Source organism: Psychrobacillus sp. AK 1817 (assembly GCF_008807035.1).
Lineage (GTDB): Bacteria > Bacillota > Bacilli > Bacillales_A > Planococcaceae > Psychrobacillus > Psychrobacillus faecigallinarum.
Genome location: NZ_CP031739.1, coordinates 1397978 through 1410585 on the forward strand (window position 1 = coordinate 1397978; position 12608 = coordinate 1410585).

Below are 12608 nucleotides of genomic sequence, written 5' to 3' on the forward strand. Positions count from 1 at the left end.
AAAAATATTAGAAACATTTATAAAATAATTTCATTTTATTAACTCTATAATTTTATTTAAAACTAAGTATTTCCTTATCATTTGGTAATTGATTATTTTTGTAAATCTACTGATTGTTGTTTGGACTACCTCTTTATTATTAAATAACTCTTCTAATTTACTTATAATCAATGATTCATTTACCTCTTCATGTGATCCTAATAAAAAAATCATATTTTTTTGGGCAAGTAATTCTGTAAGCTCTTTCTGATTTTCAGCAATAATTGTAACTACCGATGGCAATCTTAAATACATTCTTTCCCATGAAGCTGAACCACCTGCTCCAAAAGCTAAATCAGCCGCTGCCATTAACTTTGCAATATAGTTTATCTGACAGTATAAATTATAGTTATCATTTTTATTACAAATTTTTTCTATTTCTTTTTTCAGAGGGTTTTGTTCTCCAATCACTACATTAATTTTTATATTTTTTAATTGTAATTGTTCAAATGCTTTTAAAGTTTTCAATGTTTCTCCTGTAGAATCTACTGCCCCAAAAAAAATTAATATATTTCTAATTTTTGTATTTCTAATTAAATTTTTGGGATTTATATTAAGAAATTCTTCCCTTAGTAATGTATAGTCGGGTCCTAACAACTGTATACAATTATTGGGTACCAAATTTTTATAACGGTTATACATATTTAAATAATAATTTTGATCTAATATTAAATCACAATCATGCTTTCTATCTGCAATATCATCAATGACCATTATATATTTTACAAAAGGACGTAAATTCATTTCCCATTGTATATTAATAGAGTAATGATCTACAATTAACATAGTAACAACTTCGTTTTTAATTATAGAAATGGTTTCATTAGCATCTTCAAGATAATGTTCCCTTGTCCAGTTCAAAGGGCTAGTAGTATTTATTTTCGACAGTTTATATACTTCAAAACCTTGCTGAGTTATATATTCAATCAAATTACCTTCAATATTTCTGCAAATAAATTTTACAAGTACATTTTTCTTTTGTAGTTGTTTCGCTAATGTTAGACATCTCATCACATGACCTGAACCTATTTGCATTGAAGCATCAGTACGTATAAATACTTGCATATTTACCACCTTATAATTTCTTTTGTTCAATATGAATATTTAATTGCATCCATTCTGGATTCTTATCAAGAATGTTAATAACATCATTCATAGAAAAAATATGATTTTCTTTGTATAATTTCTTTAAGATAAGTTCAATTAATTGGAAATCTTCATTTGTATCCACAGTCCAACGATATTTGCCAAAGTTCTGATTACAGGTGATAAAACCAATATTAAAATTCTGTGGATTCGAATACATGTACGCTGTAACATGTTCTCTATCTCTTTCTAAATTAGCTTTTAGATAGGTTTTTTCTAATGCTTTTTCAGAAAAAACTTCTGTATCTAACCCTCTTGGATACGTTCTTTCTATCGTATTTGATACATAGTCATAATATGGTAAATTGTCTATATAATATTTAATAGTTTTATCGATGATAGATGGATCTATAATAGGGCAATCTGAAGTTAACCTAACTATAACTTCTCCTCCAAATTGTTGCGATGCTTCATAATAACGAGCAAGTACATCCTCTTCGGAGCCTCTGTAGTAATCAACGTTATACTGTTCACAAAAACTAACTATAAGATCATCGTTTTTATTAGTTGTAGTGGCAATAACTATTTTATCTATCAGTTTTGATTTTTTCACTCTTTCTAATTGATATAATAATAAAGGTTTGCCATTCACTTCTTTTAATATTTTACCGGGTAATCTAGTTGAACCCATTCGAGCTTGGATAATCGCTAAAATTTTCATTTTTTTACTTTTCCAATCACTAATTTTACAGCATCAATAACATCTTTGATGTCCTGATCTTGCATTAAAGGAAATAAAGGTAGAGAAATAATTTCTTCATATAATTTCTCTGCTTCTGGAAGAGAACCTTTTAAATATCCCAGCTGTTGATAGAAAGGAAGAGTATGTACAGGAATATAATGAACATTAACACCAATTTTAAGTTTTTGTAGCTCTTCAAAAACTTCCTTTCGAGAAGCATTTAATTTCTCCAAGTTTAATTTAAGCACATACAAATGCCAACTTGAATCTGTGTCAGGCAACTGATATGGAATTTGTAGTTCTGCCATTTCAGTAAAACTCTCATTATAGGCTGCAACAATTTGTTTTCTTCTGCTAACAAAACTATCTAATTTATTTAATTGACTTGCGCCAAGTGCTGCTTGAATATCAGTCATTCGATAATTATAACCTAAAATTTGCATTTCATAATACCAAGGTCCATGATTTTCATGCAATAATTTTGAATCTCTCGTAATCCCATGAGAACGAAATTGTAAAAGTTTATTATAATAATCTATATTATTTGTTGTAATTATTCCTCCTTCACCAGTAGTAATATGTTTCACAGGATGAAAGCTGAACATTGTCATATCACTAAATGAACCAACTTTTTTTCCTTTATATATACTCCCTAAAGCATGGGCGGCATCTTCAATAACAACTAAATTATATTTATTAGCAATTTCCCTGATTTCTTCTAATTGCGCTGGTTGACCAGTAAAATGTACTGGTATTATTGCTTTTGTTCTAGGAGTAATCTTCTTCTCGATATCAGTAGGGTTTATATTATATGTTTTAGGGTTGATGTCAGCAAAAATGACTTTTCCACCTTGATACAGAACACAATTTGCACTTGCTGCAAAAGTAATGGGGGTTGTGATAACCTCATCTCCGCTGCTAATTCCTGCTGCAAAACAGGCGCCATGCAAAGCTGCAGTTCCATTAGAAAAAGAAACTGCATATGTTGCACCAACAAATTCAGCCACTTTTTTTTCAAACATTTCAATAGCAGGCCCCGTTGTTAAATAATCACTTTTTAGTACCTCTATCACAGCATTAATATCGTCGTCATCAATAAATTGCTTACCATAAGGCAAATAAGTATTTCTCACTTCTAATATCTCCTTAAAGAAAAAATGCAGTCAAAGACTACATTTCTTCCACTAATTCTTTTAATTGTTCAATAGATAGCCATTCATCATTAATATCGCTTGCATATTTAAAGCCTTCTGAAAGGAGCTTTCCTCCCTCAGCAAATTCTTTGGACCACCAAGAAAATTCAGGTTGTATGATAAAATAATCACCAAACTCAACAGTATGACGAGCGTCATCTTCGGTAATCATAGCTTCATGTAATTTTTCTCCTGTACGAATCCCTACAATTTTAGTTTCACATTCAGGTGCTATTGCAAATGCTAAATCTGTAACTTTCATACTTGGAATTTTAGGAATAAAAATCTCTCCACCATGCATTCGCTCTAAATTATCTAAAACAAACTGAACTCCTTGATCAAGAGTAATCCAAAATCTTGTCATACGCTCATCAGTAATAGGCAACGTACCTGTCTCCTTTAACTTTTTGAAGAATGGTACTACACTTCCTCGACTACCAACCACATTTCCGTATCTAACAACAGAAAAACGAGTTTTCTTTTCACCAACGTAAGAATTTCCCGCAACAAATAATTTGTCCGATGCTAGTTTAGTTGCTCCGTAAAGATTCACTGGGCTACATGCCTTATCTGTACTAAGAGCTATGACTTTCTCTACTCCACGGTCTATTGCAGCTTCTATAATATTTTGTGCACCATGAATATTTGTCTTTACAGCTTCAAATGGATTGTATTCACATGCTTCAACATGCTTCATTGCTGCAGCATGAATGACAATATCTACTCCATCAAACGCACGATAAAGTCTATCTTTATCTCTAACATCTCCTATAAAGAACCTAATTCTATTATCGTGAAATTCCTGTGCCATCTCATATTGTTTTAACTCATCTCTACTGAAAACAATAACTTTTTTTACATCAATTTCTAGTAATTTACGTATAATTTTTTTCCCGAATGATCCAGTTCCACCCGTTACTAATATCGTTTTTTTAGATAATGTCTTATTTTGCATTGATTTCACCTTTTTTAGTTTTTCAACTTATTTTCTAATACTTGATTAAACTGACAATCTGAAAGAGATTGGAGATATTCTACAAAAATATCTTGTTTTATCATTGGAACATTCTCAATTTTAGCTCCTTCTTTTGCCGTGTTAAAAATTTTCATTTTTGACTTTCTTGCCTTTCTTTCTATCCAACGATGATAGGTACTTAAATTAGGAGTTGTATTAATCATTTCCCCGTTGTTAGAAAGTATTTTTCTAAAGTTAAAACTTTCAGCTATTTCAATCCCAGAAGTGGATGTATTAGAATGTGTTCTCTTACCTTTAAACCCCAAATCTTGACCAAATAAAAAAAGTTTTTTAAAGCCTAAATATTCAATAAGCGAAATTGCAGTTGTTGCAACAGACCCACCAGTCTCCATTAGTGGACTTTCGTTTTTTAATACATATTGCTCTGCCAGAAAATATCCCTGCTGAAATAACAATATTTTAGGCCCAACATGTATCTTTGACATTTCATTGTTAGCCGTTGATAAATAAAACAAAAGGCCTTTATATTGACTATCTTCTATTTGTTTTACAACATTTATTGACGGATCTGTGATGATAATTGCATCAGGAACAACACCATTCATTAATAATGTTTTCAATGAAGAACCTACACTTAAAATGAAAGATTTGTTTTTTGCTTTTTGAAGCCATTTCAGAGTCTCATTTAAAGATGGGCCACCTGATATCAGACAGGCACTTTTATTTTCAAAAGTATTTTTTAATACATTAACATACAAGTTTCTATTTTGAATATTACTTAAAAAGTTACTTTTTAAAAGTTGTGCTGTAGCATTATAGCTCATTTGTCTAATTTTAATATCCTCTAAAATTGTAAAATATGGATGATCTTCAGAAATAGCTTTTAACCAGACATTCGGTAAAATCACTTGATAGTCTAGATACTCTTGAATTTTATCTCCCGCTTTAATAAGCTTAACAGTTTTCTGACAAATTATTTGTTTGTTTCTTGAATGTTTTTTAAAAACATTCATTTCTTCTATGTCTAACAGTAATAACAATATATTTTTATTGGAAGCTAGATTTAATAAACTTTCTAAATGATAACCTAATCCTAAACCAACCAATAAATAACCTTTTGCGTCAAAGTCTACTTCATTCTCAATAAACTTTTCGGCATCTTTAGAAGGATTATATTTGCTATAAATATATTTTCCATTAAACAGTAAAGTATTTTCCCCATTTCTAGCAACTTCGACTTTTAATTTCATGATCAGTTTGTAAATTCTATTGCTGAACATTCCTCAAAAAAAGGTTTTATTTCGTATTCAAACATATCAGCAATAAGAACATAATCTTGAATTTCTAAACCATTATTTACTTCGTGTAAAAACTCATGAATTTTTTTAGCATTTAATTCACTATGCAATTTACTCTGTAAAAAAAGGTCGTTAGCAGTTGTTAACCATATAACTCCTTCACTAAAATTAGTAATTAAGTTCATGGCATCCATTATAAGATCTTTTCTAAGTAAGTTAGAAATTTCTTGGCAACCGATAGGTAATCTTACTAAATAATTGTTGTAACTCTCTACTGTATCCTTTAATAAATCGCTCATTAATTTCATCCTTTCCAAAACTTTAATTTTCTTAATAAGTTTTCAGTGTATTTTTTTGATATTGTTGCCGCTTCAAGTAATCTAGAATAGAGTTCTATATTTTGATTATATATTCGATTGAAGGTTTCATTTGTAGTTTCGCCTTCTTTTTCTTGATAATTTTTTAATATATCTATTGTAATAGGATTTATTATAGTGGACATGGATACTTTAGAACATAACTTTCTTATTTCCTCATCCACTTTTTTCAATTTTCCTAAAGTATTCTTTGAAAAAGTTACGTTACTTTTGTTATTTGCTAGAGCTCCTAATCCCATATTTAAACAAGTTATAATCCTATTATAATTTAGTATTTCTTCTTTGATTTTTTCAGTAAAATCTTCATAATCTATAATTTCATATGTAATCGACGTATCCTTTTGAATCTTTTTTACTGCATATTTATTGCAGAAAGAGTCAAATGCTTCATGTTTATATCCTTCCAACAAGATGCCGCCCTCTGTACAATTAAATATCGAATTTTCGTGTTTTACTAAATTTACAAGTCTTTCGAAACTTTCTTTCATTGACAAAAATGCATAATCAGTCAGGACATACTCGTTATTATAGCCTTTAACGTAAAACATCCCTCTTTCTTCTCTATATCTATCGTCAATCACCTTATAATGTTTATTATTCTCTGCATGTGTTTTATTGAAAGTATATGCTAAGTCCTGTCCTATTATTGCTATTGGTCCATCTGAGATATAACTTGCTATGGAAAATGCATAGTTAGCTACAGAGCCCCCACCAAGTATGATTGGCACTTCCTTGTCTAGAGTATGCTCGATAATATCCTTATAATTTACAAATTCATTAGATAGGAAAAAGAAACAATTAGAGTGAAATGATTCTCTAATTTTATGATGATTGGTCATACTATATATTAAATGTGATTTTTTTAACTCTAATTGTTGAAAATGCTCATAATTTTTTTCCCCACCATCAATTGAAATAACAAAATCTGGTTCTATTCCATGTGAAAGGAGGGTATTTATAGTAGAACCTGATGCAATTAATATTAGTCTCTCCAAATTTTCTTTTAGTAAAGGAATTTGTTTTGTTAAAGATGGACCACCCGAAGCTATGACCACGGGACAGTTAAATTTTTTATTTAATACATTCATTGAATAATCCCTTTTAGCATAAAAGAGATTATTAATATAATTATTTTGCCAAGTTTCTGCAAAAGATCGAATTGTATTTTCATTAATGATATTGAGGTTTAATTTAGCTTTAACTAACTTTAATAGCTCCTTATATTCAGTTGGAAATAACTTTTCATAATTTGGTGAAGAAATAATAGTAACTTTTCTATTAAAATTATCTAGGTTTGCTTCCAAATAAGTGCCATAGTTTTCATTGGTTAGTTGTTTTATAAAATTACTCTTATTACTATTATGCATCTCAAATTGTTTTAACTCATCCTTTATAGGATCTACTACCAATAGTGAACTTTTCTCATTTATTTTCTCTAGCAGTGCTTTTGTAATATAGCCAAGCCCATTACCAAACAGTATATGGAAATGATTTTTTTTAAAATATTGTTCTGCAAATTGCTTGGCTTCTCTTTCTGGATTATATTTACTATGCAAATAATAACCATTTACTTTTAAAGTAAATCCATCCGTTTTTGTTTTTACCTTTTCCATGTTTAAATCCACAAGTCCCACCTCTTTTTCTATATCGGCCAGAATTTATAAATATCAACAAAAAAGCCGAATTCCATAAAGGAATTCGGCTCTTTATTGAACTTTTATTGTAATAATTGAAGTACACCTTGTGGTTGTTGGTTAGCTTGAGCAAGCATAGATTGTGCAGCTTGAGTCAAAATGTTGTTTTTAGTAAAGTTCATCATTTCTTTCGCCATATCTACGTCACGAATACGAGACTCAGCTGCTGTTAAATTTTCAGAAGAAGTTCCAAGATTATTAATAGTATGCTCTAAACGGTTTTGATTTGCACCTAGTTTAGATCTTTCAGTAGATACAGCATCAATAGCTGTTTGAATTGTAGAGATTGCCTTATCAGCACCTGTTTGTGAAGAAATAGTAATAGCATCTATTTTAAGAGCTGTTGCTCTCATGTTCTTAATATTTAAATCAATATTTTGTCCTGAGTTAGCTCCAATATGGAAAGTTAATGCATTAGCAGCTGCACTTAAAGTACCATCTAATAATTTTTTAGTATTGAATTCTGTATTGTCCGCAATTCTATCAATTTCTGTAGTTAACTGAGCAATTTCTTCTTGCAAATTTTTTCTATCTGTAGTCGTATTAGTGTCATTTGCAGATTGAACTGATAGTTCACGCATACGTTGAAGGATTGAGTGTGTTTCGTTAAGAGCACCCTCAGCAGTTTGGATTAAAGAGATAGAATCTTGAGCATTTTTTGTTGCCATGTCAAGACCGCGGATTTGTCCACGCATTTTTTCAGAGATTGCAAGACCAGCAGCGTCGTCTCCAGCACGGTTAATTTTGTAACCTGAAGATAATTTTTCTAAGTTTTTAGCAGATGATCCTTGGTTAGCTGTTAAGTTTCTGTGTGTGTTTAAAGCTGAAATGTTGTGTTGAATTCTCATTGTGAGATTCCTCCTTGAATTTTGGTTTAATTAGTTCCACATCCTTGTGGAATTTGTTTGGCAGTATAAGGTCGGCCGCCCCATTTCTGCCTTACACTAGTATTATCGTACAAGTTAAAGATAGTTTAATAGTTTATTAAATATTTTTTTTTGAAATTTGTTCAATTAATGATTTAGAGATATTTAATGCCTCTTTGTTTTGCTGTTGAATGCTTTCATACACTTCAGAACGATATACTTTTACATTTTGGGGAGCTACAATTCCTAGCTTCACCTGATCTCCGTCTACGCTCAATATTTTTAATTCTATCTTATCACCAATCATTATAGATTCATCTTTCTTTCTTGAAAGAACAAGCATTAAATAGCACTCCCTTCAATAGGAAACCTAATCGGATAAGTGGTTGCATCTTGTAATACTAATTGTTTTGCAAGTCGCTTTTTGTAATTAATCAACAAGGGTGCTTGTAAATTTAAAGTGGAACTATGGAATGGATCTCTTAACGTTACAATGGAGTACGTGATTAAATCTTCACTTTCTTCTATTTGTAAGTCCTCTTTATCGTCCTCTGGAACGTCAAATGTATAATCATTTTTAAATGCAAAAGGGAAAGCAATAACAAACCCAATTTCTTGTTCTTTAATTGATTGAAGTACTGCGAAAGGTGAATCTTTTTCTAAGGGTAAAATTACAAATTTCTTTATTTCTTCAAACCCTGGTATTCCATCTGGAAATTGGATAATATCTTTTTCCTCTATTACCATCGATCCTAAAAATTTCGTTTCAATGTTCATATTTATTACTCCTTTAGACTATGAAGTCGATTTCAATCGTTGGATTTTGCATCATAACCCCTGATACTTTACCTGGTGTATAGCCGTAAACCGGTTTGTTAATTTGAGCATTTATTATAGGCTTTTGCGTTTGAACATTTATATCCAGCTTAGCTGGCTCATAATCTAATTTTATAGAACCTACCGATGGAATAAAATCTATACCTAAAGCCTTTTTATGAGGAAATGTGTTTTGCTTCGCAATAGAAGGTATCGCATTTTGGTTATGTGCGATATCCATCATTTGGTTTCCTTCACGTACTCGTCTAGCAATCCCTTGCATGACTTTCTTCCGTCCCTCTGCGGCAAAGTTAGAAGTAGATTCAAGTGGCCCTATTAGACCTACATCTCTTCTTGCTTGAGAAGAATCAATCTTCATGATACCACGAGTTGTCTCTATATCTACAATGGCTGCGGGTTGTTCGATGTGTTGAGTTGCCTTTGGTTGTTTGATCGTTTGCTTAGCATTTACGATATTGAGTCCTAGCTTAGCATCTGTAGTCTGTATTTGAAGCTTTGGAAAATTCAATTGTCTCACCTCGAAAGAAAGCGTTTGAACAGATTGTCCAAACGCTTTGAATTATCTAATAAAATCTACTAATGTGGATTGAATGATTTTTGCACCTACTGAAAGTGCAGCTTGGTGAATAGATTCTTGGGTAATCATTTCTGTTATCACTTTTTCATAGTCTATATCTTCGTTGTTGGAAAGTTGTTTGGTCACAATTACTTCTTGTGCCCCTAGTCTGTTTTCCATCATTTCTACTCGATTTTGACGTGCCCCGATATCTGCACGAGCCGCTAAAACAGCTTTTTCGTTATCATTTTTCATTGTTAAATATTTGTCAAAATCCTTACCTGTCTTATTTGGGTCTTTTAAATCAGCCTCTAATCCGACAATCATGTTATCAATATTCTGGAACATATCGAGTCCTTTTGTGTTTACAGTGATTTCTACACCATCATAAACTTCAATATTAACATCTTTATTTACACCTACTGCAGCTCCAGGTGTTAAAAAGTTTGTACCATCATGTAGAGGTGAGTTGGTATTTGTGCCTGAAAAGATGTATTTATCCCCGACTTTTGTATTTCCCATATCACGCACTTGCTCTTTAATTTGTGTAATTTCTTTTTCTATCTTTGTACGGTCATCTGGTGTTAATGTGTCACTAGAAGCCTGTGTAACAAGTTCTTGGACTCGATGAAGTGCAATTCCTACCTTGTCAAGTGCATCATCCGAACTATCTAACCAGTTGTTAACCTCACCTAAGTTACGCTGATATTGTTCCACTTTATTCAAATCAGTACGATATCCAATTCCTTTGATAGCTACTACTGGATCTTGTGAAGGACGTGTTATTTTTTTACCTGAGTTAATCTGTTCTTGTAGTGTCGCCATCTTATTGTAACTACCCGATAGGTTACGGAGCATATTATTCGAAAGCATTGATTGAGTTACACGCATGTTATTGACCTCCTATTATAATCCTGCACGACCCATGCCGTTGATGATTTTATCTAATGTTTCATCAATAACTGTAATCATTCTTGCGGACGCATTGTATGCTTGTTGGAATGTAATCATGTTTGTCATTTCTTCATCTAAAGAAACGGAGCTAACTGAAGCTCGATTATTTTCTACAGTTAATTTGATTGTTGCCGAATTATAAGCCAATCGATTTGCTTGTTCTCCGTCAACTCCAAGTTTTCCAATCATAGATTGATAAAACGATTGAACAGTTGCATTATTTAGGTCACCAAGTATTTCAGATTTCATGTTCGCTAAAAGAATTGCATTTTTACCATTTCCCTCTTCTTTACCTGTTGAAGAAGAGGCTGCTACTAATGATGGATCACTTGAAAAAATTGAATCAACAGAAATAGTACCTGCTGACAAAGTAGTCCCCGGCTTTGTTACAAAGAAGTCTTGTCCTTTAGCACCATTTAAATCTGTTCCACCAATGTGTATCTCATTAAATTTATTAGCGAACGCTAAAGCCATTTGATCCAATTTCGCGAGCATCTCAGGGTAGTAGCCTACTGCATTAGTAGCGTCTGCTCCATGTCCATATGAATCGATCAATGATAACATTTTCCCTTTGTTTACTTCCATGTCGTCATAATTGATAGATCCACCTGCTACTCCATTTCCTGTTACAGTAAATCCATTAAAAGGTTCGAATTTATTGTTATCAGTCATTCCTATTGGAGTAAGCTCTCCTGCAGATTTACCATTAACAACTTCTACACTGCCCGTTTTTGTCTTTATAGATACCTTTACTGATCCTTCTGCAATAGCTAATGCATTACCACCAGATTTTGTATATTCAATATCAATAGGAAAGTTTTGAGATAACTTATCCAACAATACATCTCGAGCATCATATAAATCATTAGGCATGTACCCATTTGGTTCAATTGCCTGGATTTGTTCATTCAGAGAAGCAATTTGCTTTAAAATAGAGTTTACATCATCTGTAGACGTCAAAATTTCATTTTTTATATTCCCTTGAATATCAGAAAGTTGTTTATGAATATAGTTAAATGATTCCGCTACACCAATACCTTGCTGTACAACTACTTTTCGTGCCGCAGCATTTTCTGGATTTGTACTTAAATCTTGAAGTGATTTCCAAAATAAATCCATCGATGCATTTAAGCCGAATTCAGATGGTTCAGCCATGATATCTTCCATTTGCGAAATTGCATTAGATCTTGATTCCCAATATCCTAGCTTCGTAGATTCTTGACGATATTGACGATCGATAAATTGATCACGAATACGTTGAACAGATTGTGCCTGAACTCCAGTCCCAAGATGTCCAGGTATTTTAGGAGCATTTAAGCCTGTTCCTGGATAACCTAATGTTGCTTCCATATTTACACGTTGGCGAGAATAGCCGAGTGTATTTGCATTGGAAATATTGTGCCCCGTTGTATACAAAGCAGATTGTTGCGTATAAAGTCCACGCTTGCTTGTTTCTAATCCCATAAATGTTGAGCCCATGGGTCAGCCTCCTATGCTTGTGAATCGAAGTAAGTTTTGTCTTTTGAAGGACCTCTCACTTCTGATTTCGAGTAGTTTATTTGGTCTGGCTTTGGTTTTAGCATGTCGAGTGTTAAATTAACGAACTGAAGAGATTGAAGAGTTAGCTTTTGATTCAGATCGTTTTGATTTTTGAGAGTTTCCAATGTGAGAAGAAGCTGTTTACGTGCAGCGCTAAGCTGCTCCTTTTCTTCCTCAGTGTTGGTGTTTTCTAAGACATGTACAACAGTTGGGTTGTCGATCGGAGCAATTCCTTTTGCTCTAAGGTAATCCGTTACCTCTAATTGACGCTGTTGCTCTAGCTGAGAAATACCGGCTACGTGCGCCTGCTCGTCCTTGAGCAGTTGGTTAAGACTGTCCATGTCCCCAGTTTTGATGGCCTCTGTTTTTTTGTACGCAATTTCTAACAAACTTTTGTGAAGCATATTTAGGTTCGTTAGAGAGTGCAGAATCTTATCGATGGACATGCTCG

At 32.4% G+C, this 12608-nt stretch carries 14 protein-coding genes; all 14 read right to left on the reverse strand.

What is annotated here, in order from left to right; genetic code table 11:
* Positions 1-30 precede the first annotated feature (30 nt).
* The 14 genes from pseG to D0S48_RS07220 all read right to left on the reverse strand — a co-directional run bounded on the left by pseG (position 31) and on the right by D0S48_RS07220 (position 12603).
* Positions 31-1104, reverse strand: coding sequence for a UDP-2,4-diacetamido-2,4,6-trideoxy-beta-L-altropyranose hydrolase (gene pseG / locus D0S48_RS07155; protein ID WP_151110889.1), 1074 nt, complete (start codon positions 1102-1104; stop codon positions 31-33).
* 10 nt (positions 1105-1114) lie between these two features.
* Entirely contained in the window at positions 1115-1846 is a 732-nt protein-coding gene (locus tag D0S48_RS07160) for a cytidylyltransferase domain-containing protein (RefSeq protein ID WP_151110891.1), read from the reverse strand.
* A complete protein-coding gene (gene pseC / locus D0S48_RS07165; RefSeq protein WP_151110893.1) occupies positions 1843-3000 on the reverse strand; it encodes a UDP-4-amino-4,6-dideoxy-N-acetyl-beta-L-altrosamine transaminase in 1158 nt (385 codons plus the stop codon). The genes D0S48_RS07160 and pseC overlap by 4 nt, the downstream gene beginning before the upstream one ends.
* Before the next feature lie 37 nt (positions 3001-3037).
* Positions 3038-4015, reverse strand: coding sequence for a UDP-N-acetylglucosamine 4,6-dehydratase (inverting) (pseB, locus tag D0S48_RS07170; protein ID WP_151110896.1), 978 nt, complete (start codon positions 4013-4015; stop codon positions 3038-3040).
* Between the two features lie 14 nt (positions 4016-4029).
* Entirely contained in the window at positions 4030-5286 is a 1257-nt protein-coding gene (locus D0S48_RS07175) for a motility associated factor glycosyltransferase family protein (RefSeq protein ID WP_191963884.1), read from the reverse strand.
* Positions 5287-5288: 2 nt separating this feature from the next.
* Positions 5289-5633 carry a DUF8042 domain-containing protein gene (locus D0S48_RS07180; protein ID WP_151110900.1) on the reverse strand — a complete coding sequence of 115 codons (345 nt, stop codon included), beginning with the start codon at positions 5631-5633 and terminating at the stop codon, positions 5289-5291.
* Positions 5634-5638: 5 nt separating this feature from the next.
* On the reverse strand, positions 5639-7336 hold the full coding sequence (locus D0S48_RS07185; protein ID WP_191963885.1) for a motility associated factor glycosyltransferase family protein: 1698 nt from the start codon (positions 7334-7336) through the stop codon (positions 5639-5641).
* 92 nt (positions 7337-7428) lie between these two features.
* The gene (locus D0S48_RS07190) at positions 7429-8253 is read right to left on the reverse strand and encodes a flagellin N-terminal helical domain-containing protein (RefSeq protein ID WP_151110904.1); all 825 of its coding nucleotides are present in this window, start codon (positions 8251-8253) and stop codon (positions 7429-7431) included.
* A gap of 136 nt (positions 8254-8389) precedes the next feature.
* On the reverse strand, positions 8390-8614 hold the full coding sequence (gene csrA, locus D0S48_RS07195) for a carbon storage regulator CsrA (RefSeq protein ID WP_151110906.1): 225 nt from the start codon (positions 8612-8614) through the stop codon (positions 8390-8392).
* Positions 8614-9048: a flagellar assembly protein FliW gene (gene fliW / locus D0S48_RS07200; RefSeq protein ID WP_151110908.1), complete on the reverse strand. Its 435-nt coding sequence runs from the start codon at positions 9046-9048 to the stop codon at positions 8614-8616. The genes csrA and fliW overlap by 1 nt, the downstream gene beginning before the upstream one ends.
* A gap of 13 nt (positions 9049-9061) precedes the next feature.
* On the reverse strand, positions 9062-9616 hold the full coding sequence (locus tag D0S48_RS07205; protein ID WP_151110910.1) for a DUF6470 family protein: 555 nt from the start codon (positions 9614-9616) through the stop codon (positions 9062-9064).
* Between the two features lie 51 nt (positions 9617-9667).
* Positions 9668-10555 carry a flagellar hook-associated protein FlgL gene (flgL, locus tag D0S48_RS07210; RefSeq protein ID WP_151110912.1) on the reverse strand — a complete coding sequence of 296 codons (888 nt, stop codon included), beginning with the start codon at positions 10553-10555 and terminating at the stop codon, positions 9668-9670.
* A gap of 15 nt (positions 10556-10570) precedes the next feature.
* Entirely contained in the window at positions 10571-12097 is a 1527-nt protein-coding gene (flgK, locus tag D0S48_RS07215) for a flagellar hook-associated protein FlgK (protein ID WP_151110914.1), read from the reverse strand.
* Between the two features lie 11 nt (positions 12098-12108).
* A complete protein-coding gene (locus D0S48_RS07220; protein ID WP_151110916.1) occupies positions 12109-12603 on the reverse strand; it encodes a flagellar protein FlgN in 495 nt (164 codons plus the stop codon).
* Positions 12604-12608: the final 5 nt, after the last annotated feature.